22 protein-coding genes are annotated in these 26,061 nt (G+C 41.5%); 15 read left to right on the plus strand and 7 right to left on the minus strand.

Going from position 1 to position 26,061, the window contains the following annotated elements:
• The first annotated feature begins 252 nt into the window (after window positions 1-252).
• Window positions 253-618 carry a hypothetical protein gene (locus tag N475_RS10260; RefSeq protein WP_063356164.1) on the plus strand — a complete coding sequence of 122 codons (366 nt, stop codon included), beginning with the start codon at window positions 253-255 and terminating at the stop codon, window positions 616-618.
• A 191-nt stretch (window positions 619-809) separates the two neighbouring features.
• A complete protein-coding gene (locus tag N475_RS10265) occupies window positions 810-2,177 on the plus strand; it encodes a leucyl aminopeptidase family protein (protein ID WP_063365207.1) in 1,368 nt (455 codons plus the stop codon).
• 53 nt (window positions 2,178-2,230) lie between these two features.
• Here the strand turns inward: N475_RS10265 and N475_RS10270 are convergent, their stop codons facing one another.
• Both N475_RS10270 and N475_RS10275 read right to left on the minus strand, forming a co-directional pair.
• The gene (locus tag N475_RS10270) at window positions 2,231-3,703 is read right to left on the minus strand and encodes an aminoacyl-histidine dipeptidase (protein WP_063356166.1); all 1,473 of its coding nucleotides are present in this window, start codon (window positions 3,701-3,703) and stop codon (window positions 2,231-2,233) included.
• A gap of 331 nt (window positions 3,704-4,034) precedes the next feature.
• Window positions 4,035-5,108: a ketoacyl-ACP synthase III gene (locus N475_RS10275; protein ID WP_063365208.1), complete on the minus strand. Its 1,074-nt coding sequence runs from the start codon at window positions 5,106-5,108 to the stop codon at window positions 4,035-4,037.
• Window positions 5,109-5,246: 138 nt separating this feature from the next.
• On the opposite strand from N475_RS10275, the gene N475_RS10280 reads away from it, so the two are divergent.
• The 12 genes from N475_RS10280 to N475_RS10335 all read left to right on the plus strand — a co-directional run bounded on the left by N475_RS10280 (window position 5,247) and on the right by N475_RS10335 (window position 18,760).
• Window positions 5,247-5,645, plus strand: coding sequence for a nuclear transport factor 2 family protein (locus tag N475_RS10280; protein ID WP_063356168.1), 399 nt, complete (start codon window positions 5,247-5,249; stop codon window positions 5,643-5,645).
• A 75-nt stretch (window positions 5,646-5,720) separates the two neighbouring features.
• Window positions 5,721-6,956 carry a sensor histidine kinase gene (locus N475_RS10285; protein ID WP_063356169.1) on the plus strand — a complete coding sequence of 412 codons (1,236 nt, stop codon included), beginning with the start codon at window positions 5,721-5,723 and terminating at the stop codon, window positions 6,954-6,956.
• Window positions 6,953-7,477 carry a response regulator transcription factor gene (locus tag N475_RS10290; RefSeq protein ID WP_063356170.1) on the plus strand — a complete coding sequence of 175 codons (525 nt, stop codon included), beginning with the start codon at window positions 6,953-6,955 and terminating at the stop codon, window positions 7,475-7,477. Before N475_RS10285 ends, N475_RS10290 begins: the two co-directional genes overlap by 4 nt.
• Before the next feature lie 79 nt (window positions 7,478-7,556).
• A complete protein-coding gene (locus N475_RS10295; protein WP_063356171.1) occupies window positions 7,557-7,961 on the plus strand; it encodes a DUF1761 domain-containing protein in 405 nt (134 codons plus the stop codon).
• Window positions 7,962-8,213, plus strand: coding sequence for a hypothetical protein (locus tag N475_RS26065; RefSeq protein ID WP_063356172.1), 252 nt, complete (start codon window positions 7,962-7,964; stop codon window positions 8,211-8,213).
• Between the two features lie 148 nt (window positions 8,214-8,361).
• A complete protein-coding gene (locus N475_RS10305; protein WP_063356173.1) occupies window positions 8,362-8,622 on the plus strand; it encodes a CBU_0592 family membrane protein in 261 nt (86 codons plus the stop codon).
• A 140-nt stretch (window positions 8,623-8,762) separates the two neighbouring features.
• Complete coding sequence (locus N475_RS10310) at window positions 8,763-10,754, plus strand: TonB-dependent receptor plug domain-containing protein (protein ID WP_063365209.1); 1,992 nt, start codon at window positions 8,763-8,765, stop codon at window positions 10,752-10,754.
• Window positions 10,755-10,903: 149 nt separating this feature from the next.
• Window positions 10,904-11,323 carry a hypothetical protein gene (locus N475_RS10315; protein ID WP_155732566.1) on the plus strand — a complete coding sequence of 140 codons (420 nt, stop codon included), beginning with the start codon at window positions 10,904-10,906 and terminating at the stop codon, window positions 11,321-11,323.
• A 397-nt stretch (window positions 11,324-11,720) separates the two neighbouring features.
• Complete coding sequence (locus tag N475_RS10320) at window positions 11,721-13,892, plus strand: M4 family metallopeptidase (RefSeq protein ID WP_063365211.1); 2,172 nt, start codon at window positions 11,721-11,723, stop codon at window positions 13,890-13,892.
• Window positions 13,893-13,955: 63 nt separating this feature from the next.
• Window positions 13,956-15,479 (plus strand): M20/M25/M40 family metallo-hydrolase, encoded by a 1,524-nt coding sequence (locus N475_RS10325; RefSeq protein WP_063365212.1) that lies wholly within the window; start codon window positions 13,956-13,958, stop codon window positions 15,477-15,479.
• Between the two features lie 192 nt (window positions 15,480-15,671).
• Complete coding sequence (locus N475_RS10330) at window positions 15,672-17,114, plus strand: SLC13 family permease (RefSeq protein WP_405127471.1); 1,443 nt, start codon at window positions 15,672-15,674, stop codon at window positions 17,112-17,114.
• A 254-nt stretch (window positions 17,115-17,368) separates the two neighbouring features.
• The gene (locus tag N475_RS10335; RefSeq protein ID WP_063365214.1) at window positions 17,369-18,760 is read left to right on the plus strand and encodes an aldehyde dehydrogenase family protein; all 1,392 of its coding nucleotides are present in this window, start codon (window positions 17,369-17,371) and stop codon (window positions 18,758-18,760) included.
• 20 nt (window positions 18,761-18,780) lie between these two features.
• Here N475_RS10335 and N475_RS10340 read toward each other — a convergent pair whose 3' ends face one another.
• Window positions 18,781-19,509 carry a tetratricopeptide repeat protein gene (locus N475_RS10340; RefSeq protein WP_063365215.1) on the minus strand — a complete coding sequence of 243 codons (729 nt, stop codon included), beginning with the start codon at window positions 19,507-19,509 and terminating at the stop codon, window positions 18,781-18,783.
• A gap of 323 nt (window positions 19,510-19,832) precedes the next feature.
• Here N475_RS10340 and N475_RS10345 point away from each other — a divergent pair, with 323 nt between their 5' ends.
• A complete protein-coding gene (locus N475_RS10345) occupies window positions 19,833-20,645 on the plus strand; it encodes a DUF6279 family lipoprotein (RefSeq protein WP_155730858.1) in 813 nt (270 codons plus the stop codon).
• A gap of 97 nt (window positions 20,646-20,742) precedes the next feature.
• Here the strand turns inward: N475_RS10345 and N475_RS10350 are convergent, their stop codons facing one another.
• From N475_RS10350 to N475_RS10365, 4 genes are all read right to left on the minus strand, one after another.
• A complete protein-coding gene (locus tag N475_RS10350) occupies window positions 20,743-21,117 on the minus strand; it encodes a protein kinase family protein (protein ID WP_063356182.1) in 375 nt (124 codons plus the stop codon).
• A gap of 67 nt (window positions 21,118-21,184) precedes the next feature.
• Window positions 21,185-24,292 carry an efflux RND transporter permease subunit gene (locus N475_RS10355; RefSeq protein WP_063365216.1) on the minus strand — a complete coding sequence of 1,036 codons (3,108 nt, stop codon included), beginning with the start codon at window positions 24,290-24,292 and terminating at the stop codon, window positions 21,185-21,187.
• Between the two features lie 7 nt (window positions 24,293-24,299).
• On the minus strand, window positions 24,300-25,415 hold the full coding sequence (locus N475_RS10360) for an efflux RND transporter periplasmic adaptor subunit (RefSeq protein WP_063365217.1): 1,116 nt from the start codon (window positions 25,413-25,415) through the stop codon (window positions 24,300-24,302).
• Window positions 25,412-25,981 (minus strand): hypothetical protein, encoded by a 570-nt coding sequence (locus N475_RS10365; protein WP_227008503.1) that lies wholly within the window; start codon window positions 25,979-25,981, stop codon window positions 25,412-25,414. Before N475_RS10365 ends, N475_RS10360 begins: the two co-directional genes overlap by 4 nt.
• Between the last annotated feature and the right edge of the window lie 80 nt (window positions 25,982-26,061).

A 26,061-nucleotide genomic window follows, 5' to 3' on the forward strand; every position in this document is an offset into this window, starting at 1 on the left:
ACATTTGTGGCCTTTGTAAAATGTTTGTATTTACTAATGTTTTTATTAGCTTATGGAATACCGGACAGTTGTTGTTTATTTAGGGCATTAGTTTAAATAAACGTGAGTTTTTGGTCTTAACTCTCAGAATGTGCATTTAGTTTGTACGACCAATGTCTAACATTGTAAACTGCTAAGTTGGACCAAAAATCCCCACGATTTTTATAGCAAACTTTGCTAGAATCAGACAAAAGGACCTAACTTTGGGTATCAATGAGGTTAATAAAAGTTGCGCATAAAGCGCCGATACGCGTTGTACGGATAGGTAGAAAGCGTCAAAAATTGAAATTAAAGCGTTCTTTAATCGCTTTGAAAGGAGCACTTGCGCAAGAGAAGCAAGAAACAGAAGAAATGCTCGCCATTTATAAAAGATATACACAAGGCCACGCATCCAAAGAAGAGCTTAAAGTCGCGAATAAGCAATTTGTTGATGTTTTAAAAGGACTCGGATTAGGGATCTTCGCGATCTTACCTTTCGCACCAATCACGATACCTATTATCATTGCGCTAGGAAATAAGTTGGGTGTTGACGTACTACCTAGTTCATTTTCCAATCACAAAGAAGCAAAGAGAAAATAAGCTCGACTTAACGCGAGCGCGAATAAATGTGTTCAAACTCCGGAATTTTAGAAGGCATCTTTATACATTGTCTCTCATCTAGTTATTAGACTGATTTCTATAATAATAGAAAAAACTTACCCTTATAACGGTGAATTGTCCGTCGCGAATTGGTATCCTTAAATTAATACAACTTACAATAAGAGGCACGTATGAGCACTTTACTCATTCACTCAAATAAAGGTACTCCGATTCATTTCACCACAGAGTCTCAACTTACGAGTTGGCTAGCTGAATACGCAAGCGCTACACAGCAATTCGTGTTGGCATCTCGACAAGAAGGGCAAAATGTTTTGCTGATCCCTGATTTGAATAGTGGAGAGCTAGAAAGTGTAGTTTGTATCGTAGAGTCCCTAGAAGATCAATGGATTGCAGGAGACTTAGCCAAACAGCTACCAAAAGGAACTTATCAGATTGCAGGTACAAATGACCTAATCGAAAGAGCTGCAGTAAGTTATTCATTGGGCGCGTACAAGTATAGTGCCTATAAAAAATCAGCACCAATTCAAGCGAAACTCGCTTTGTCTGACGAAGCTCAATTTAAACGCGTAAATGACACAGTAACAGGTATTTATCTTGTTAGAGATTTAGTCAATACGCCTGCAGTGGATATGATGCCTCAACACCTTGCAGAAACATTTATTGAGCTAACAGAACAGTTTGGTGGAGAGTTTAAACAGCTGATCGGTGATGAGTTACTAGAGCATAACTACCCAACTATTCATATGGTGGGCAGAGCGAGTGATAACAAGCCTAGGTTATTAGACTTGACTTGGGGTGATGAAAACGCTCCAAAACTAACTTTGGTCGGCAAAGGAGTATGTTTTGACTCTGGTGGTTTAGACCTTAAACCTGCATCAGGCATGCGCAATATGAAAAAGGATATGGGTGGAGCCGCACATGTGCTTGGTTTAGCTCATATGATTATGGCTGCGAACCTTCCTGTACGACTGCGAGTGTTAGTACCTGCAGTTGAAAACGCAGTTTCCAAGAATGCTTTCCGTCCGGGTGATGTTATAAAAACGCGTAAAGGTATTACAGTTGAAATCGACAATACTGATGCGGAGGGGCGTCTTGTGTTATGTGATGCACTGGCTGAAGCGCAAAATGAAGATCCTGAGTTGTTGATTGACTTTGCAACCTTAACTGGCGCATGTCGTATCGCCTTAGGCACTGAACTTCCGGGTTTCTATAGTACCGATCAGGAGATAGCGAATGAAATTATTGCACAAGGTCTAGAACATCAAGATCCAGTATGGCAATTACCTTTATTTGATCAGTATAAAGGGCTATTTAAAAGTGACATCGCTGATATTGCAAACTGTGGTTCAACGCCATTCGGTGGCTCAATTACTGCGGCACTCTACCTAAAAGAATTTGTAGAGCCACAAACAACGCCTTGGTTGCACTTTGATGTTATGGCATGGAACGTTCGCCATTTGCCGGGCAGACCAGTTGGTGGTGAAGGATTGGGTTTAAGAGCAACATTTGCGTACTTGCAAAAACGCTTTGCAAACTAACCTGAAATACAAAAAACGGCTCATTTGAGCCGTTTTTCTATAGTTATCAATAATTAACTCTTAACAGGGATATTTGACAAAAGAGCTTGCATTTGTTGCCAATATAATCCGACGGACTCGATGTGTACTTTTTCGTCAGGAGAGTGTGGGAATTTAATTGTTGGCCCAAATGAAATCATATCCATATCTGGGTATGGTTCTTTAAACAAGCCACATTCCAAGCCAGCATGGATCACCATTATATCTGGCTTGTTTCCATAAATGCCCTCATACATGTCACGGAAAATATGTATAAGCTCTGAATCAGGGTCTGGTTTCCAGCCTGGGTATGCGCCAGAAAACTCAATTTGAGCACCTGCTAATTCAGCTAAAGAAGTCAAAGTACCTTCGACATCTTTTCTACCAGAATCTATTAGAGATCGAATAAGGCATAAAATTTCAATTGAGTCATTTTCTGTTGAAATAACCCCTAAATTGAGAGAGGTTTCTACTACACCTTTTATATCATCACTCATTCTAACAACGCCATTAGGACAAGCATTGAGAATTGATAACAATTTGGCAGTACAGGTTCTTGATAGCGGCATAAGTGTGCTTTCGACTTGTGTTGTATTGAACACTAAACCAGTTTCAATTGCTGCCAACTCCTGCTGCATTAACTTTTCAACGCTCTGAATATGTGATGTCACAGTATTCACATCAGCATCATTGACCGCAATCGTTACGTTGGCTTCACGAGGAATTGCATTTCTTAATGAGCCACCATTAAACTCAACAACCTGAAATTCAATTTCTGGAAGATGATGTTTTAATGCGCGAGCAAGTAACTTATTGGCATTGGCTCTACCCGTGTGAATGTCCACTCCGGAGTGACCACCTTTTAGCCCTTTTAATGATATTTGAAGGTATACTTGGTTATTCTGTTTAGACTGCCTTTGAATATTGAGGTTCAAGCTAGCATCAATGCCGCCAGCGCAACCCATGTATATTTCACCTTCTTGCTCAGAGTCCGTATTAAGCAGAATGTCGCCTTCAAGCCAGCCAGCTTCCAACCCAAAAGCGCCAGTCATTCCAGCTTCTTCATCAACAGTTAGGATAACTTCTAATGGGCCGTGTGCGATATCATCAGAAGCTAATACCGCTAAGCAAGAAGCCATACCAATACCGTTGTCAGCACCCAAAGTTGTACCATCCGCGGTAACCCACTCGCCATCAACATATGGTTTAATAGGATCAGTTACAAAGTCATGACTTGTATCGTTATTTTTTTGCGGAACCATATCTATATGAGCTTGTAAAACAACCGGTTTTCTGTTTTCCATTCCCGTGGTTGCTGGCTTTTTAATAAATACATTGCCCGTTTTGTCTCTTCGTACAGCTAAGTTTTGGGAGCTAGCCCAATCAACTATGAATTGCGCCAGCGCTTCTTCATGTTTTGAAGGATGAGGGATTGAACATATTTGATCGAAAAACTGCCAAACAGCTTTTGGCTCCAAATTGCTTATCTCTGAGTGAGGTTTAAACACCTTATTCCCCTAATATGAATCTAAGATTGTTGTCATTAAATTGAATACTCACCTAACCAGTAAATTAAGTGAGGTGTCGCCAGGTTATTATTGTTGGCCGCCATTGCTCATCTACCTAATCATTACGCAACATTTACGCAAGGAGCATTGTATGTCTGTATGACGAAATCGCTTCAGTAAAATACAATGGATGAGAATGACGATGACACGTTCGTTGTTAAGTGCCGAGTAGGGCAGTTCTAAGTTAAATCGTGTTGTGAGAATTTTAGCAGTTATGGTACGGGATAGCGAGCAGCTATAATAAAGTAGCGGCTCGCGAATATAAGTTAGGTTAGTCAGTTTTTTTACATGCCAATGCAGCATCCTTAACTAACTCTAAGCCCGATTTTTCATATGCTGGGAATGTATAGTCGCTCGTGTTAATAGGCGTTGTGCGGTCTCCCCAGCGAATGTAACTAGCTGCCCACGTTAAGCCGGCACCAAACGCTGCAGACATAATGTTGGCATTAGGTTTGATTAGACCCTGCTCCACTGCCTCACAAAGTGCAATTGCGATAGTTGCCGCTGAAGTGTTGCCGTATTGGTCGATGTTGACCATCACCTTATCATCACTGATGTCTAATTTCTTCTGGATAGCTTGAATAATTCTTAGGTTTGCTTGGTGCGGGATCAGCACATCAATATCATCTAATTCTAACTGCGCTTTTTGCATAACATCATCGCACGCTATACTCATTCCAGTAACAGCACGTTTGAATATCTCTCTGCCTTCGAATAACAATTCAGACGGTCCAACCGGTTTATATTTGTCTATGTCAGAGCCATAATTGGTAATATGTAGAATGTCTCTGTCTTCAGTATCACACCCTGTTTTTGTGCCCATTAGCCCGCTTGGCTCTGAGCTGGCTTCTAAAACAACGGCACCAGCACCGTCTCCGAAGAGCACAGCGCTGTCGCGTTTTGCCCAGTTCACGTACCATGTCATACGTTCAGCGGCGACAACCACTGCGCGTTTTATCATACCAGCCTGGATTTGTGCTGTGGCGTTTTGAAGTGCATATAAAAAGCCAGAACAAGCTGCGTTTGTATCGCAAGCGGCTGCTCCCGTTGCCCCAATATTTTTTTGAACCAATGAAGCTGTGTTAGCAACCATGGTTGATGGTGTACATGTGGCTAGTAAAACTAGGTCAACTTCTTTACCTTCGATACCAGCGCAGGCTAATGCATGCTTACTCGCTATAGTTGCAAGTTCAGCTGTACTAACGTGACTCACTCTTCTTGAGCGTATTCCTGTTCGGGTGGCTATCCATTCGTCATTGGTATCAACAATAGTGCTAATTTCATCATTGCTGATTGCAGCTGGTGGGACTGCTTTACCCCAGCCTGTTATTTTCGCATAAATCATAGTGTCTCTTTATCAAATCCGACCACTTGGCTAATTGCACCTTTATAACAAACTATTGATATCTACACAAAGATAACCTTGTTGATTTGCTACATTTGTCTAAAATTAAGATTGAAACAGGCTAAAATTCAGCACTTTATGACTCAAAAAATCACTCAGGAACTACTCGACGAGCTTATTTCATTAGAGCGTCAATTACTTGAGCCAAACGTGAGAGAATCAAAAGAGCGTTTGTCTGTTATGTTGGATGACGATTTTTACGAAATATCTGCCAATGGTTTGTTGTTCAACAAGCGCCATGTTTTATCTCGACTACCGAATGAAAAAGTACCGCAGTTTTACAACCAAGACTTTAGAGGTCAAATGTTGGCTGAAAATATCGCACAACTGACGTATCAAGCTGCATATCGGCGCAATGCATATAGCAATTTACAATACTCTTTTAGGATGTCTATTTGGCGAAAAAATACCAGCAGTTGGCAGTTGCTCTTTCACCAAGGGACGCCCAGTCCCGAGTTTGCGCTAAAATACGACTAGCATCTGTAGCACAGGGTTTTCAGCTAACACCTTAGTGCGGTAAAGTACGCTCTCATTTTGCACTGGACTTCTAAAATGGTTATCGCCTTTTCTCCCCAATCTGCACTAGGTCAGTTGTTATTGCTGCGCTCGATAGCGATAGTGTTGCAACTCATACTTGTCATTATCTCAATTTTGCTACTTGATAAAGACATTCCACACAGACCCGTATTTACAATCATTGCTTTGGAATCTGTTTTTCAGCTGTTCAGTATTTTCATCTACAGGCGTTCTAGAGAGATTTCTGAGCGCGCGATGACATTACAGCTTGTGGCTGACGTATTATTTCTATCTGTTCTTCTTTCTTTTCTTGGTGGGGCAAGCAATGCATTTGTATCCTTATTGTTACTTCCATGTATTATTGCTGCTGTAACAGTCTCTATCGGTTATGTGTTATTTGTCTCTGCGAGTGCATTGAGCGCGTATGGCTATCTATACGTTGCTGTAACTATGCCTATGCACCATCATGGAATGCACATGGGTGAGCATCTATTGGGTATGTTCGTCAATTTTGTATTCATGGTCGTGGTCACGGTAGGCGTAGTAGCCCTGTTAGTAAAGCGAATTAGAGAGAGGGAGGCTTTATTAGCAAAAACCAGAGAGAAGCAACTGCAACAAGAACAACTTTTAGCTTTAGGCAGTGCAGCCGCACAAGTAACTCACCAATTAGCGACTCCAATAGCTCATTTAAGTCTGCTTCTTGAAGAGTTGCAGGAAGACTACCCAAACCACCCAGCAGTAAAAGAAATGGTTGCTCCGATATCTCAATGTCGCACTCAACTGGATGGGTTTCGTGATCAGACTGAGCTACTTAAGCTTAAAGGACAATCACAGGCACAATCAACTGATTACATCTTATCTCAGTTAGAAGAGTTGATGGCGCTGCAGTATCCTAAACAAACAATCGATATAGTTGAACAGACTACACCAGTGAGTATTCAAGGAGACCCTATGTTAATCCCGTCGCTACTCAATTTGGTAGTTAATGCTGCAAAGGCAAATGAACGTACAGGAATGACTCAAATCGACTTGCGTGCTTTTTCTAAAAATGGCTTTTGGTATTTAACCATAAAAGATCAAGGACGAGGAATTGCGCAGCAGAAGCTTGATACAATAGGTAAGTCAGTTGTTGATAGTGACAGTGGGTTTGGGATGGCTCTATTGTTGACTCACGCTACACTCGAGCGTATTCAGGGGGAGCTAAAACTAGAGAACATGGCGCAAGGTGGTGTATTATCCACAGCAAAATTACCGATAGTAGGTGCTGAATGAAGTTGTTGATTATTGAAGATGATATTGCATTTTCAAATACGTTGGCGCGCAGAATGGCAAAAATGGGTTTTAATTGTTGGTGTGTAAATAGTGAATCCGAAATAATCGATAAGTGTTCAGAGTTTTTACCTCAATTTGTTCTACTCGATATGAAGCTAGAACACTCTTCTGGCCTTCAATATATCGCCAAGATTAGAGAAACTTTGCCAGATTGTAAGCTCGTTTTACTTACTGGCTTTGCGAGTATTGCCACTGCGGTGGAGGCGATAAAATTAGGGGCAGATGACTACCTGACCAAGCCTGCAGATACGAAGCTGATTACTAAAAAACTTTTAGGAGAGGATGTAGAAGAGGTAGAAAGTTGTTTTGAGTCAACAATGTCGCCTGAAAGGCTGGAATGGGAACATATCCAACAAACTCTTCAAGCAAACGGAGGTAATGTTTCGGAAACTGCAAGGCAGTTGAACATGCATAGAAGAACATTACAGCGTAAATTACAGAAGCGCCCAGTTTCCAAGTAGCTGCTCAAACAAGGGTGACATTGCTCATTTCTCAGTTATTAACTAAATTGAAATTAACGAGATAATGGGGCAAGTATCAATGTATTTATTTGAAGTGAACATATTTGCCGTATTGCTAAGCGCAATTGGTTCTTTTGTATTGGGCGGGATGTGGTATTCACCTCTCATGTTTCAACAGGCTTGGTTAGAAGGAGCTGGGTTGACAGAGCTGGATTTAAAAAGTGCAAATCATAAAATGATTTTTCTCGGTGCGTTTGTGTTTTGCTTAGTCGCATCGGTAGGAGTTGCTGTAACCATAGGAAAGTTGCCTTCTGTTTTGGATGCAATGCTTTATGGTATGGGAATTGGAGTTGTTTTTGTGAGTACTTCTTTTGGCGTTAGCTACCTATTTGAGCAAAGGCCATTGAAGTTATTTTTAGTTAACGCAGGCTATCATACGTTACAGTTTACGTTGATTGGGTTTATTGTGGGGAGTTTTAACTAGGTGGCAAAGCCAAACAAAAAAGGGCCGACTCGTACCGTTGATATCTTTTGTGCTAAATGTAAAACGCAGTTGTTTAAGTACCGAAAAGGGGGCAAAGGTAATCTAATAAAGTGTTTTGTTGAAAGAATTAGTGTGGACCATACCATGAATCAAACACACTGCCCAAACTGTGAGCAGGAGTTTTCGCGCAAGACGCTAATAAGAGGGGCGCCAGCGCTAAAAATAGTGGGAAAAAAAGTTACTTTTAAATAAATTTCTAGCGGACATATATCCTGTAGCTGCACATAGAAAACAGCGATACTTTTAAAGTTTGTGCTGTTTCAACGATTGAAAGTCACCCTTCCCATGGAATAGGGCCAGCGTGTTTGGGTGAGTATCCACAAAATCTATGGACAAAAACATGATTGATATCTTATTTGACGTTATTGGTATGACAGGAACTTTTCTTGTTGTTGGTGCTTTCTTTTTACTGCAACTAGAGAAAGTCGCGCCTGACGGCCTCAAATATAACCTCATGAACCTTTCTGGCGCTATCTTGCTGCTGATCAGCTTATGTTACAACTTTAACTTAGCGAGCTTTGTGATCGAGTTATTCTGGATTGCAGCTTCACTTATTGGCCTATATAAATATTTCAAAGCTAAGAAATTACAAACGGCGTAAAAACATAAGCAAAAACTTGCACAGTTGCATATCATGCGTATTATTAAGTTGTATGGACGGTAACTGTGTAAGCCAAATTTAGATAAAGTTTTTCTTTATTTAAACATGAGCTTGCTATCGTGTAAGTAGTCAGGCTCAATATGAAAAAAACAGTCCCTCTAATTCTTGCCACTTTTTTTAGCGCTAATTGCGCAGCATCTCAAGAAGATATATTTGAGCTTAGCTTTGAAGAGTTGCTAGATGTAAATATTACATTGGCAACTAAAACCGAAGAAACCTCTACGTCAGTCCCTTCTAGTATTACTGTGTTTAACCAGCAGCATATCCAATTACTTGGGGTTGCCAATGTTTACGAATTAATGAATTTTGTGCCAGGCATGCAGTCTACGAGAGGAGACTGGGTTGGGGCGGTTCCCAAAGAACATGCTCGCGGTATTTATTTAGATAGTGGCAATGTGTTGGTCATGTTAAATGGCCAGCGTTTAAATGAATCGTCATTTGGTAAAGCATCTGTATACGCTCCATTTATCCCTGTTGAAGTGGTAGAGAGGGTCGAATTTATTCGTGGACCAGGGTCGGCATTGTATGGAAGCAATGCGTTTTTGGGAGTAATGAATATTGTAACCAGAAAAAGCGACAATAGGCTAATGGCTGCTGTTGGCGACAGGGGGATGTATCAGGGCGCGATGAGCTTTCATAAAGGTTTTGAAAATGGGCTTGAGTTTAACGCAAACGCGTCGTTATATCGTGATGATGGTGATAAATATTTCGAACAGGGAGTGAGAGATCCCGTTGATGGCCGGTTTGTTGAGATTGATCTCAAGTGGCAGAATTGGCGATTTGCGATACATAATACTGAGACTCGGTTAGATGAATTCATTAATTTATCAGGTGAATCAAAGGACAATGAATACACTAGCCGAAATTTAGGGATGCAGTTAGAAGCTGAATATAAAATAACTGAGACTCTCAGCAATAAAACTAAAATTGAGTTTATCAAACACGACATAAAAAGTAGTGGACAGATAGCTACAGGTGAACAGTTAGGGCTTGAGCATGGGCTATTTGTTGGTCCGAGGTGGCAATCAAGAGATCTCACCCTTAATACAGAGTTTATATATGACCATAGCAATTCTCTAAATATCATTTTGGGCGGTGAATATTCTTGGGAAGAGCAGTCGCGCGCAGATGTTTATACAAACTATTATGACCCACAACAACAAATTGTATTCCCGGCCGAAGAGTTTTACTTAGGTGGGCTGCGAGTTATCAATGATTACGCACCATTTACATCCTTAAAGCAGGATTTCGATTCATATGCGGCATATTTGCAGGCGAAATACACGGTAAATGAAGATTTAACCGTATTCGCTGGGGCTAGATTTGATGACGTACTCGACATTGATAAAAAGCTTTCACCAAGATTGGCGGTTATTTATCGCTTCAATCCAAAGCATACGTTTAAGCTCCAATATGGAGAGTCTTTTAGAGTCCCGGTTAGCAATGAGTTAAATTCGAATGACGAAGTTACTCAAGGCAACCCTAACCTAAAGGCGGAGTATGTAAAAACCACAGAGCTAGTTTGGCATATACAAGACCAAGATTGGCAAGTTGATTTTGTTGTATTTGATAACGAATTAGAAGATTTTATAAACCTCATCCCGGTGGATGAAGAGTTGACACGCTTTACGTTTGATAATGTGTTTGAAACAAGTATGCAAGGAGTTGAGTTTAATGGCTCAGTACACCTCTCAGAAAATGCTTGGCTAAGTAGCACTTTTACCCAATATATTGATTTGCCTTTTAACCCCAGCTACAAAAAATTTGGTTCATTGGTTTTTAACTTTAAAGCTGGCGCGTTTCAATATTCGTTCAACGGGTTGTGGCGAGATGGTATTACAGTTATTCCTGTTGAGTTACCAGACGACCCAGAGTTTTCTCCATATAGGCACCCTAGTCACTGGATATTTGGCGCCACAGTGAGCTGGCGTTTAAATGACTTTCAAGGGGTTACTTTACAAGTACAGAACTTATTTGATAAAGAAACAGATGCATTTGACCCAAGGCGCTATGACGGAAGAGTGCCGCAAAGAGGTAGGCAAATTAGAATGCGTTATACCTACAAGTTTTAGCTTGTTAAAATTGGCATTATAAATCAAAATATTAGAAATGATTTCAAACTGACTTTTCTTTTATGATGTTGCTTAATCCTAAATCAATTTTATCGCTATTATGTTGTGTTGCACTATTTGGTTGTAGCACAGCTTTCAAAACTCTGAGTATGAGCCCCGAGCCACCACAAGTGTCATATGAAGGCAGAGGCAAAGCAGCTGGTCCCATGTTAATGGGGGCTATGGGCCCTATGGGGATTGCTGTTGGGATAGCAATAGATCAAGGCATTGGGAAAGATATTGAAACCGCATTAATGGAATCTCTTACAGAAAATCAATTTAACCTAGTTGAGAAGGTCGCAGTTAAATACCCCGCTGCTAAGAGTTTTACGATAAACAGTTTGTCATTTAAAGCGGCCCCAGGTGATGATGATTTAGCGTATGTAACAACCACGATAACTATATACCCAAGTCAAAAAATTGTTTGTTTTGATAGTGAGCCTGCATTACTTGATGCATTGAAATCTTCGGCAGCTGGGTGGGGATTAATTGCTGATTCATTGTCAAATGAGGTTGAATGCAAAGCTTAGACGAAAGTTAGGTATAAAAAGCCATAATGTAAATTAAGTTCTTTTAATTCAAATGCTTCAGCGTGGAATATGAATATATTCCACTTCCTTTGTAAAAACATTCTCTGTAACTATATGTCAATTTAATTGTGCCCATGAATGCTTAAGAAGGGTATAAACACTAATTTCGTATCAAAAAATTTACAATTCTAGCTGCGTTATCAACTCTTCTATGATAGAAAACTCTTAAGCTAATGAAGTTCTTGCATAAAAATATAGAAAAACTATCCTGTAACAAATGTAAAAAATAAGTGTATTTATTGTTCCGTTTGTCTAATCTGATTTAGGCATGAGTTTTTAGCATGCGCTCTCAACTTCTGCTTGAGAGATAAAAACACACAATCAAGGAGCATAAAAAGTGAAATTATCAATGATAACAACGGTGACGTTATCTGCGTTGGCCTTAATGTCAGGAAGCGCGATAGCCGCGCAAAAACAATACTTAAACAGCGAAGCAAATTTAAGCATGATGCTTCAGTCTGGAGCGCCTGCTGTGCTTTCAACACCTGCAGCGCAAATGATTGGGCTAAGTACAGAAAGTCAGTTAAAAGTTTTGAAATCATTCAAACATAAGAATGGATCGATTACGCACCGTTACCAGCAAATGTATCAGGGGTTGCCAGTAATTGGCGATACAGTAAGCCTTACATTTGATCAACAAGGTGCGTTAAAGCATGCGCATGGCGCGGCTGTTTATGGTATTGAGTCAGATCTAGTAAATGTTCAACCGTCTTTAAAGCTAGATGGTGCGGCCAGCATTGCTCAAACACAGGTCATGTCAACCAGCGAACATATTCAAAAGCACAACGAAGAAAATAGGTTGGCAGTATGGCTTGATGAAGCTGGCACTGCACGTTTAGTTTATGAAATGACCTACGTAACTTATGGTCATGAGCCAGCTCGCCCATACATGATTGTCGATGCAAATACTGGTGAAGTCCTTGTTAACTATAATAATATTCAACATGCAAATGCGACTGGACCCGGTGGTAACCAAAAAACAGGTCGTTATGATTACGGTACAGATTTTGGCCATTTAGACGTCAGCCAGTCAGGTTCAACCTGTACGATGAATAATGCCAATGTTAAAACGATTAACCTTAACCATGGCTCGAGCGGGTCAAGTGCACATAGTTTTACATGTCCTGAGAATACCGTTAAATCTATTAATGGCGCTTATTCACCATTAAATGATGCACATTATTTTGGGAACGTCGTTTTCAATATGTATAACGATTGGTTGGGAACTGCTCCTCTAAGCTTCCAGTTACAAATGCGTGTGCATTATAGCAACAACTATGAAAATGCGTTTTGGGACGGCCGGTCTATGACATTTGGTGATGGCAAAGATAGATTCTATCCGCTTGTCAGTTTAGATGTGTCTGCCCATGAAGTAAGCCACGGTTTTACTGAGCAAAACTCTGGTTTAATATATCGAAACAAGTCTGGTGGTCTAAATGAAGCGTTTTCAGACATGGCTGGGGAAGCGGCTGAATTCTATATGAAAGGCTCAAATGACTGGCTAGTTGGTCAAGATATTTTTAAAGGTAGCGGTGCGCTTAGGTATATGAATGATCCAACCAAAGATGGCCGTTCAATTGATCAACAATCTAGTTTTACATCAGGGATGGATGTGCACCATTCATCAGGTGTATTTAATAAAGCATTTTATAACCTTGCAACTACGACTGGCTGGGATACGAAAAAAGCGTTCATCGTAATGGCAAAGGCGAACCAAATGTATTGGACTGCAAGTACAGATTGGGATCTCGCTGGTAATGGAGTTTTGGATGCAGCGTGTGATTTGGGCTACAACCCTGATGATGTAAAAGCAGCGCTTGCTCAGGTTGGTGTTAACTCGCAATTGAGCTCAGGAAGTAGCTGTGGTACACCTCCTACAGATGAAGAGCTGACCAACGGGGTGGCACGTGCTGGTATCAGTGGCGTTTCTAAATCGCAGCAATTCTTTGTACTAAATGTTCCAGCAGATGCAACGAGTTTAAAATTTGTAACGGCTGGTGGTTCTGGCGACGCTGACTTGTATGTCAAGTTCGGTGGTAGACCTTCTCTGCAAACATACGATTGTAAGAGTACCTCTTCATCGAGTAATGAAACGTGTTCTATTTCAAATATTCAAGCGGGTACGTACTACGTGATGGTTGAAGCGTGGAATCAAATCTCAGGAGTATCTTTAACTGGTACATATTCATCAGGTGGGAGTGGTACTCAACCGATTGATAGAACTGAGAGTAATATTTCTGTTAGTTCTGGCCAATGGGCAAGGTATACACAGCAGCTAGGTGCCGGATACTCTAGCCTTGAAGTAACTATCTCTGGTGGTAGCGGTGACGCAGACCTTTATGTTAACTTCGGCTCTGCCTCTTCAACATCGACTTACCAGTGCAGACCATATAAAAATGGTAATAGTGAGTCTTGTTCCTTTACTAACCCTCAAAGTGGAACTTGGCATATTGACTTAAGAGGTTATAACAGTGCCTCTGGCGTGACGCTTAATATCAAAGCCAATTAATCACATCAATTGATGAGGCGGTGTTCTACCGCCTCAGTTTAGCACCACTTTAAAGGAACAATTATGTGTACAAAAGCCTTATTATCGATGGCGGCGTGCATTGTTTTGCCTGCCATCGCGAACGCAGATCCAGCTCCTAAATGGATCACCATCGAATCACAAGCAAGTCATCACTATCAACTACAAAATGCGCTTAAAGGTACGGTCTACCAAAGTGCCATATCGAGCTCGACGGATGTTGATGTGCTTCTGGTAGATGAACAAGAGCACTTTCAGCTTAGCCATTTTATGCACGACCATTATCACCGCTGTGGTGGATTTGTAGCTCATGACAGTGAAATTGAAGCACAGCAATATCTATCGCAACTTGCTCAGGCTCACTTAGCACAGCCTGCACAAACCTACACAATTGATAATGGCGATACAGTTCAAGATTTAATTTCTCGAGTTTCTACAACAGGCCTTGATAGTACTGTGAACTCGTTGATGTCATTTTACAATCGTTACTATACTCAACAGTCTGGCGTAGATGCCTCAAACTGGGTCAAGCAACACTGGGCCGATATTTCAAAAAATAGAGCCGACATTACGGTTGAACAATACTCTCATCAGTGGGCTCAGCCATCAGTTATTGCAACGATTCCAGGTAGTGAAAAAGCAGATGAAATAGTGATTATTGGAGGTCATTTAGACTCTATCAATAGCTCAAACTCAAGCAATGGTCGTGCGCCAGGTGCAGATGACAACGCATCTGGGATTGCAGTATTGAGTGAAGTGTTAAAAGCGATTGCAGACTCTGGTTTCAAACCTAAACGAACAGTGCAAATCATGGGGTATGCTGCAGAAGAGGTAGGACTAAGAGGCTCTAAAGCGATTGCAGCGGACTATGTAGCGCAAGGGAAAAATGTCGTAGGTATGGCACAATTTGATATGTCAGGTAATAAAGGTGGCAGTTATGACATCGTTTTTATAACTGACTACACAAATAGTGCGCAAAATACGTTTATGAGCCAATTATTAGATGCGTATTTACCGAACGTAAACTATGGATTTGATCGGTGTGGCTATGGCTGTTCAGATCATGCTTCTTGGTATCAACAGGGAATTGCGGCATCCTTTCCATTTGAATCTCGAATGAGAGAGGCAAATCGTAGTATCCATACGTCAAACGATACTGGATTTGATGCAAGTCATTCAATTAATTTTGCCAAGTTAGCGGCCGCATATGTAGCTGAACTCGCAAAAACAGCTGGTAGCACGCCTCCGCCCCCGCCAACTGACCCGACGCCGATACAAAAAGTTATTACCGGTGTGGATGTGGGCTCTGGTCAATGGCAACGTTTTAGTTTGGCCCTCGGTTCAGGCTATCAGGAGCTTAAAGTTTCGATATCCGGTGGCACTGGTGATGCTGACTTGTACGTGAACTTTGGTTCACAGTCCTCAACTTCCACCTATAGGTGTAGGCCGTATTTGTACGGCAACAATGAGAGTTGCACGTTCAACGCGCCCTCAGCTGGAAACTGGTACTTTGATATAAGAGGGTATTCGCAGTCATCTGGTGTGTCGCTAACTTACAGCGCCAAATAGATAGCATGTAAAGGTACGTTGCTGGTAGAGTGTCTGAGTTGCTCTTCCAGTAACGTTTATCCAAAATCAGCTTTAATATCTTGAAAAGAGCTACTTATAGTCTGGTCTGTCTTGTCGTTGTGCCTGATGTGATTCATACTGCCTCCTTATTTACGAAGCATAATTATAAAAAATACAAAAATGACAGATACAATGAATAAAGGCAGTGCGCATTTTAATAATTTGTGGCTATTATTGGGCCCATTTCTTTTCTTGATTACGTGCTTTACCAATAGTCCAGAAGGGTTATCTGAACAGGGGTGGAGAACTGCTGGTCTGGCAATGTGGCTAGCTGTTTGGTGGGTTAGTGAAGCTGTGCCAATCCCTGTTACGTCTTTAGTGCCTTTATTGGCAGTGCCATTGGTGGGTATTAACGATATTAAAAGTACATCATCGGCATATGCACACCCCCTTATCTTTTTATTCTTGGGTGGATTCCTAATTTCTATTGCAATGGAAAAGTCGCAACTGCATAAAAGGATCGCGCTTAAAACGATGCTCAAAAGTGGTACTAATCCCAAGTATCAAATTCTTGCAATGATGTTGGTAAGCGGTTTTTTGTCTATGTGGATCAACAATACGGCAACCACCTTGATGTTATTACCAATTGCGCTATCGGTGATACATGTACTGCAAAAAAATGGTAATGGTTGCAATAACTACGATAAAGCTCTGTTACTTGCAATCGCATACAGTGCTAGTTTAGGTGGGGTTGGAACAATTATTGGTACCGCTCCAAATGCTTTGATGGTGGCATATTTATGGGATAACTATCAGATAAAGATTGGCTTTGCGCAATGGATGATAGTAGCGGTGCCGTTTACTTTTGGCATGATTTTATTGTGCTGGGTTTGGTTGACGAAATTCGCATTTAAATTGTCGCCGCAAGAAGATAGTGACGCTTTAACTGAGATTTTTTCTTCTCAACTAGCCGCACTAGGCAGGATGTCAATTGCGCAAAAAAATGTATTGTTTGTATTTTTGTTTGCTGTATTTGGTTGGTTGCTAAGACCTTACCTTCAAACATGGACTGGACTTGATATCACAGATACAGGTATTGCTGTCGCGGCTTCTATTTTGTTGTTTGTCCTACCCGCTAGTAAAGATGGTAGGGAAAAAGTGATGGATTGGGCGGCAGCTAAAGATGTACCTTGGGGGATCTTGCTTCTTTTTGGAGGGGGATTAACGCTAGCGAGCCAAATAAAAGGCTCTGGACTTGCTGAATACATTGCTAACTTGTTGGCTGGTGCCAGTGCCATTCCAATTGTTCTAGGTGTGGTCGCTGTGGCAGCACTTATTACATTCTTAACTGAATTGACAAGTAATACCGCAACAGCTGCGGGCTTTTTGCCTCTACTAGGTCCTGTCGCAGAGCAAGTAACTGGAACACCACTTATTTGGATTATTCCAGCTGCTATGGCTGCAAGCTGTGCATTTATGATGCCCGTAGCAACGCCACCAAATGCAATCGTATTTGGCTCTGGAGAAATAAAGATAAGAGATATGGTCAAAGCTGGTTTTGTCTTGAACTTAATCGCCATCACCATGATTAGTGTTTTAACTCTAACAGTCGCTAAATGGGTTTTTGTGTTTTAATCGCTGCGAACTGAATAGCGCTGCAAATTAGGGCAGCGCTATTGGTCATCATAGTTTCGTCACGTCTTTTTGATTCATAATCGTATATTTATCCTTCAAACTAATCCGCTGTATTGCTTTAACATGGTTTTTACAATCTAGTGGTTGTCATACTTCTTTGATACTATCTTTAATATGTCGGTGAAAAAGAAACGAGTATAGGCACTTTTGGTTGCACTGATGGACCGGCTAACTAGATATATGAGGAAAGATCTGTGAAAACTGAACATGACTCTGCATTGGAGCAATTGTTGTTTAGATTGAAAGCAGCTTACTTGGAGCAGCCATACACCTCTTGTGCACTTAGGGTTGAAAAGTTAGTGGCGTTAAAGTCAGCAATTGCGAACCATAGAACAGAGCTGGTGTCGGCGGCCCAATCCGACTTTAGCCATCGCGCAGAGCTTGATACCGTTATGGCTGATATGGTGCCCACCGTGAACCATATTGGGCACATTTCTCGTAACCTTAAGAAATGGATGAAACCAGACAAACGTAGTCCAGGTATTGAGTTCTTACCTTCACAGACTTACATCGAATACGTACCGAAAGGCGTCGTCGGAATTATCGCTCCTTGGAACTATCCAATCCAATTGTCATTGGTACCACTGGCTACAGCAATTGCAGCAGGCAATAAGGTGATGCTAAAGCTTAGTGAATACACCCCGAATGTGAATAAGGTCATTAGATCTATTTTGGCATGTTTATCAGAAGACTGTGTGGTTGTGGAAGGTGATGGTCAGATTGGAATAAGGTTTAGTGAATTACCGTTTGACCATGTGTTTTTTACTGGTTCTACGCACGTTGGTAGAAAGGTTTACCAAGCGTGTGCGAAAAACCTAGTGCCTGTTACCTTAGAATTAGGTGGCAAGTCCCCTGTAATTGTCTTAAATGACGTGAATATTGACAAAGTAGTGTTGGATTTAGCCTTCGCGAAGCGAATGAACTGTGGGCAGATATGTGTAGCGCCAGATTATGTATTGGTACATCAAGCAGTGTATGAGCAGTTTGTTCACAAGCTAAAAGAGCATCTCAAACGTCCTAACAAATATGAAAGCAGTACGGGGTTATTGACTGACGATCATAAATCAAGGTTGGCAGCAATGCTCCAACAGGCCGAGTCTAAAGGCTTAGAAGTTTGGCATTCAAAGCCTCTAGAAACGGCCACTGCAGATGACTTTGGTGTGCACCTTGTGTTTGATCCCCCAAGTGGATTACAAGTAATGCAAGAAGAGGTGTTTGGTCCAATACTGAATATTTTTAAGGTAACAGATTTAGAACATGCTCAAAGTATCATTAGGAGCACAGAGACACCTCTTGCATGCTATTTATATACTGAAAATAAATGTGCACAAAATGACATAAAATATCGGCTTGCATGCGGTTCGTTGAGTATTAATGACATGCTTTTGCATGTCGCAGTGGCAGATCTGCCATTTGGTGGAGTTGGTAGTTCTGGTTTTGGACAATATCACTCTATTGAGGGATTTAAAACATTCAGTCATGGAAAAGGGGTCTTTATTTCAAGTGCCCATGCATGGCGAAGCAAAATGTTTGATAAATACAGCCACATCATAGGAAAAGTACTAACATGGCTGTATTTAAAGTAGGCTAATTTGGTGGCGGTAGTTTACTCAACAAACCCACTACCAGCGATATAAGTGCGTGCTTGTATCTTGTGGTATATCTCATTGGCGATCTTTTGTCCTCTCTCTATTTGAGAGCGGGACATGCTTTGCTCATCTAGTTGCCTACTTTCAGTTGCGGGTTGATAACCGTTAAACTCAGCTAATGTATTCCAAATATATGAGCGTTCAATGTTTTTCTGAACGCCAAGTCCTTGATAGTACAATAAAGCAAGATTAAACATTGCTAATGTATAGTTATTCGCAGCAGCACGCTCATACCAAAAGCGAGCTTCGAGATAGTCTTGGGTTACTCCATCTCCATTAGCATGCATAACACCTAGGTTGTACTGGGCTGCTGGAAGGTTTTTTCTCGCTGCTTGAGTAAATAAATCGACAGCTTTTTGCTTGTCAAGCTTAACGCCTCTTCCATCCTCGTACATAACTGCGAGGGCAAACATAGCGTCTGAGCTACCCAGTTTTACTGCACGTTGTAATAACTCAGCTGCTTTTCTTGGATCTTTGGGTACACCATATCCGCCATCATACATTTTAGCTAGTTCATACATACCTGGTGCGTAACCCATATCAACAAGATACCTAAACTCTTTTAGGGCTACATCGAACTTACCCATGTTAGCTGCAGCGATGCCTTCTTCTAACGTTGCTAGGGAAGGTGCAGAGCAAGTAATAAGCCCCGCTAACACAAAGGTTCGAGTTATTTTTTGCCACATGGCGTTTCTCCTTATAGCACAGGGGGGATAAATTTAGTTTAATGCACCTAGTGCAATTTACCAGTTTAGATTATAAGCTTTTGAAGGGAAATAAAAAAAGCCCTTATAGGGCTTTTTAGTTTCATATCAACCGTCACTGATATGAGCAATGTAATGTAGCAAGTATATGAGTACGTGAATAAACTGGGTCGAGTAGTTATTCACTGTTATGAAACAAAGCGCTATATGCGTATAATCAATAACTGCGTTTCATTGAGAATGATTATCAATAACTTTTAGCTTGCTGTCAACTTTAAATGATAACTAATTGCATTATGGGTCAAATGAGAAAACATATACTCACTTTAATTATGATATTCACATTGAGTGGCTGCCTCTATGAGACTATGTACAAAAATGCCGATCGGCTAGCACTAAATCGGTTAGAAGAACTGGTGGAATTGGATGCTGAACAAGAGCGGTACTTTTTAACTTCATTTGCCGACTTTCAAGTAATCCATCAAAAAGCCTATATGCCTGACTATGTGAGGTGGTTAACATCGCTAGAAGGGAATTGGCGCAGCCTTAGCCAATCCCAACTTAGGGAGCTAGGTACGGACATTCAGGAGCACTGGGCAAATTTATCTCAATCGATGAATGACCCTGTGACGAAGCTATTAGTGGATCTGAACGCGCAGCAAAAAGAAGAACTAATTGCCGCATTAAAAAAACGTGCAGAGGAAAGATCCAAAAACACAAGTAGACTTGAAAGGGCGCTAGAGCGATTTGAAGATATTTTAGGAGACCTTAGCGTACAGCAGCGAAAAATAGTCGAGAAGTATTTTGATGAAACTGAATACTATAGACAAGTTTGGCTTTTATATTCACAAAAGAGAATCAACAAAATAGAGTCTTTGCTTGCAAACGATAAGGCTTTAACGGAGCAGGAGCGAAAATTGCTGGGAAGCTATATTTTCAATTCTATGCAACATGCCCCAAGCCATATTCTTCGTACAAGAGATCAATGGGTTGAAAAACAACTCCAGCTGATGTTGGAGTTAAGAGAAACACTCACTTCCCAACAGCAAGAGCACGTTGATGAGTACTTTAAAAAGTGGCTGGGAGTTGTGAACGAGTTAATACAGACTAAGTTATGAGTAAGGGGTTAGCGATATGCAAACCGAGTTGTTACATTAGTGAGTCATAGAGTGGAATACCTTGAGTATTGTTCAAGGTACTCCACTTATAAGTGCTTTAAAATGTATAACGCACAGTAACTGAGTGGTGGCCCTGATCTTTTATCTTAACAAGGACTTTGGCACCATCAGGAATGCTAATATTAGCCACCATTTTGTTGTCGCCTGCATGTTTGAATGTTGTGTCTGACTTTTCTCCGCTTGCAAGTACTGTGATGTTACCGGTTACTTTGTTAGTTGGGTAAGGTTTACCATGGTCACGTAAATAAAGCGTTGTAGCAGCATTTTCTCGTACAAGTTCAAACACCATTTCGTGTTCAATTTTGACTACACCGCCATGAAGTGCCTTAGTACTTCCGTGAGCACTCGCACTAGATGAAAAAACGAATGTACCCAATGCCAGTAAAATGGTGAATATTATTGATGCTTTCATATTTTTTCTCTTAATTATTGTGTTGTTGCAGTAAGCTTTTAATAAAGGTGTTACTGCATTTACCTTTTTAAATTACATTGTTGGAGTTATCTTCTAGCCATTTTGCAGTTGGCTTTTTACCCATCGTCCAGAAAAGCAGTGGCGTTAATAAGATATCTAGCAAGGTGGAACTAACGAGACCAGAGAATATGACAATGGCCACAGGGTGTAATATTTCTTTACCCGGTTGGTCAGCAGCCCACAGCAAAGGGATAAGTGCAAATGCAGTAACCATTGATGTCATTAAAACTGGAGATAAACGCTCCTTTGAGCCGCGAATGATGAGCGATTTATTAAATGACTCTCCCTCAAATCGAATTAAATTTAGATAATGGCTAATTTTTAAAATGCCGTTTCGAGCGGCGATACCTGTCAGGGTGATGAATCCAACAACAGACGCGACGGATAGCGACGTAGAAGTTAACCACATCGCAATGACTGAGCCAATCAAGGACATTGGTAAACTGCACATAATAATACCGGCAAAGACGATGTCTTTGTAACGTAGGTAAAGCACTAAAAAAATTAGTGTAAACGACAAAGTTGAGAGTAATATAAGAAGACTCATCGCTTGCTCTTGTGCTAAAAACTGTCCTTCTATACTTACAAAACTGCCATCTGGTAATTGATGAGTATTAACAATTTTACGGACATTATTGAGTAGCTCCTTAACGTCCACATTTTCACTATTTGCATAGAGTACAAGTCTTCGTCGGCCATTCTCCTTTAATACCTGATTTGGACCATCGAGCAATTCGATATCTGCAATATAAGAAATCGGTATTGCACCGGAGGGGGAGTTGATCAATGTATTAGCGAGGGCTCGAGGCGTGCGACTTTTATCATCTAATCGTAACACCAGTTCGAATCGTTTCACGCCATTTATCACATCAGTAACATGTGTCCCTTCTGTCAGCATGTTTAACTGACGCAGCGCAGAGCCGGGAGTTAGGCCATACTTTGCCAACTCTTCATACTTTATACGCACGCTTAGCTGCGGTATTAAAACTTGTTTTTCGATATTGATGTCTACCAAACCAGAAACAGCTTCAAGTTTTGTGCGAAGTTCTTCTGCACTGATCCGCAAAGCTTCAAGATCATCGCCAAATAGCTTGATTGCTAGCTGCGCCCTTACTCCGGATAGTAAATGGTCAAGTCGGTGAGAAATGGGTTGGCCAATGGCGACTTGTCCAGGTATGACCGCAAGTTTGTCGCGTATTTCTTTGAGCACTTCTTCTCTAGAGCGCGTTGAAGCAACCAAATCAACATCCACTTCAGAGGAATGGACTCCCTCCGCGTGTTCATCCAGTTCAGCTCGACCTGTGCGCCTTCCGACTTGAGTTACTTCGGGGACAGTTAGCAACAAGGATTCAGCTAAATGACCCATCCTGTTTGATTCTTCTAAAGAGGTACCTGGCTCAAAAATAATCCCCAGCACTAAAGACCCCTCATTGAAGGCTGGCAAAAAGGCGCGAGGAAACTGGGTAATAGTCGCCGCAGATAACAAGGCAATGGCACCAATGGTGGCTATCAAGTATTTGGACTTTGGTAAAGCCCACTCTATCCAAAGGCTTTGTAATAACTTGAGTTTTTTCACCAGCCAACTGTCACCTTGGTGGACTATTTTTGCATTGGGAAGAAGGTAGTAACAAAGTACGGGTGTAATAGTCATTGAAACTAGTAATGAGCCGAGAATTGCAATGATGTAAGCAAGCCCAAGTGGCGAGAATAGCCGTCCTTCGATACCCGGCAGAGCAAAAAGAGGCAGAAACACCAAAATCACAATTGCAGTTGCGTAGACAATTCCAGAGCGTACTTCGATGCTTGCTTGCCAAATTACACTAAACACAGGCTTGGGTAGCTGTAGAAGTGCATTTTGCTTTAGACGCCGGAGAATATTTTCAACATCGACGACTGAGTCATCAACGAGTTCTCCAATTGCGATTGCCAAGCCGCCCAAAGTCATTACATTGATACTCTGACCCAACCACTGAAAGGTGAGGACAGTAACGGCCAGGGACAGCGGAATTGCAAACAGCGAAATTATCGTGGTCTTTATGGAAAATAAAAATAAAAACAATACGATAGTAACCATAATGGCACCATCTCGCAGCGCTTCAGTAACATTGTCAATGGACGACTGAATAAAATCAGCTTGTCGAAATAGAACTTGCGGAGGAGCTAGGCCTTTTGGCAGCCCTGTTTTTAATTCTGCAAGTGCGGCTTCTATCTTTTGTGTAAGTTGAATGGTGTCGGCATTAGGTTGTTTCTGCACATTGATAACAACGGCTGGGCGGCCATTGAACCCGCCATCTCCGCGCTTTTCAGCAGCGGAATAACTTACAGAGGCAACTTCTGATAGCAGAACCGGACGTGCATCTTGCCACCCAATTGCCAAGTTCTTTAGGTGGTTAATATCTAGAGTGCGCCCTAGGTGGCGGACCAAGTACTCTTGATTATTAAGGTCAATAAATCCACCACCAAAGTTCGCAGCAAAACTCTCTAGCGCGCTGTGTAGCTGACTCAAAGAAATGTTTAGTTGGCGCATACGCATAGTGTCTGGGGATACTCTGAGCTGACGAACTTCTCCACCTATAGGAATGACTTGAGACACACCAGCTATAGAGAGCAACCTAGGCCTCAATACAAAGTCGGCATATTCGCGTGCTTCCATAGCGTCAAGGCTGTGTTGTTGATCAATGGGAAGTGCAATTAGCATCACTTCACCCATGATGGATGATACGGGTCCCATAACAGGTGATATCCCACTCGGTAGTTGCTCAGGTGCTAAATCCAGTCGCTCTGACACTAGTTGCCGATTGCGATATATATCTGTGTCCCACTCGAATTCAATATAAACAATGGATAGACCAACACCTGATGTCGAACGAATTCTCGTTACGCCAGTGATACCATTGAGTAGGTTTTCCAGAGGGAAAGTCACTAATTGTTCTACTTCTTCTGGAGCCATACCGCCAGCTTCAGTCAAAACAGTTACAACCGGTTTGTTCAGGTTGGGAAAGACATCAACTGGTAGTTTTTGACCATGAATGATGCCATATGCCATCATTCCAAATGCGAGAATCAGAACTACCAAACGATGCTTTAAGCTTGATTTTACTAATAAATTAAACATTGATTGCCTATCTCACTTGATTCAAAAGCGACGCACCTTCAATGACAACTCGGTTGTCTGCGCCCAACCCACTAGTAATAAGTACAAACCCTGGTTGTAGAGGCTCATACTGAATTAACTGTGGTAAAAAACGCTCTGCAGAAAGCTTAATCCAGACTTGCGGGAGATTATTTCTACTGAGTACAATTGCATCGGCAGGTAAGACTATACCTTTGTGTTGCTCATTGACCTGCACCCGTAGTGAGATGTTTTGGTTTATAAACAGGCCGGAATTTTCAGTGTTATCAGCCAATTCAAAATTCATGTGTATTAGGCCGTTGACTTGTCTTGGAGCATGACCAATATAATTAAGTGATACGTTAGGGCTTTGTACAACTTTGGCCGTAACTAACTGGCTAGATAATTGGGTGTCACTTGTACTGGCTTCGATTAAAAGTTGTTTGTTAGAGATAATTTCAAATATAGGCTCTCCAGCTTCAACCCATTGGCCTCTAGATGCATCACGATTGATGAGCATGCCAGAAATTGGTGCAACCAAATATTCAGGTCTTTCAAGCCCCTGTTGCAGGGTTTTTGCTTGTTGTTCAAGGCTAAGTAACTCTGTTTCTAGTTGCTCTAATGTCTGTTTAGAGGCTAAATCGCCAAGTGTTTTTAAGCGCGCAACATCTCGCTGAGTTTGAGCAATTCGATTTCTAATAGCGATTAATTCACTAGTTTGGCTTGCAAGCTCGTATGCCGTATCTTGGTATCGGATCAGCCCAAGAATATCGCCTGCTTTTACTTTACTGCCACTTGGTCTAATGCCGGCTGAAGGCGCATCCAGTCGACCATCACTACTCGACTGGATTTTCGCATATCCATCTGGATGAGGCTTAACCACAGCATCCAACTGTGTATGTCTTGGTGCGCTAGTCTCTGTAGCAAACAGCGTTGTGATACTAAGAAGTGCCTGATGCTTCATAGTTAAAACGACGGACCCATCTGACTGACGCCCCAAAGTGTCGATTGCCTTGTTTGATGATTGCTCAAGGTGTTCGCCATTTGGCCCGTGCGCGCCAGGAGAAGCGATAGTGTAGAGCGAGCAAATACATAATGACAATGCAAGAAAGTTTCTTAATTTCATGCTTTTGCCCCCTTTGTCTGGCGCCCAAACAGAAGTCCACCAACGAAAACCAAAATGCATACAACGACTATCCACCATCGAAATTTATGGTGGTGTCCATCACCATGGCTGAGGTCGCTAAGAGGCTTAGCAATAATTTCTAAGTTCGCAGTTAATAAATCACCGCTGCTTTCGGTCAAAACCGTTAGCATGATTTCATGTGAACCAACCTGGGACAACAGTGTTAGCATGGTCTCACTGGTTAATATGTAGGCGTTCAATTGCTCTGAGTAATGAGCGTTCGCGGATAAATTGCCTACTTCCAATTCAATAGAAGCATCAGAGACAGGTACATTTGTTTTAAAGTCATGGAGATAAATAACCAGTTGGTGCTCTATAAGCTCCCCAACAAGTTCAAAGAATTCTGTCACGCTTTCAAACTTGGGATAGCTTGATTTACCCTGTTCACGCTGAGTATCCAAGTGCTCTCCGTTTGGTCCGTGGGCACCAGGAGAGGCGTATGAACTAAACGAAAAATAAAAAGTTGTAAGTACAATAAGCAATACACAGCCTATTGTTCGCTGCATAGTTCGCAGCTTTAGTAAATTGAAGTACATAATTAATCCAAAAAAACATTAAAACTGGCCACGCACAAAGGTGCATTGGC

The sequence above is a fragment of the Pseudoalteromonas luteoviolacea DSM 6061 genome (assembly GCF_001625655.1).
GTDB lineage: Bacteria > Pseudomonadota > Gammaproteobacteria > Enterobacterales > Alteromonadaceae > Pseudoalteromonas > Pseudoalteromonas luteoviolacea.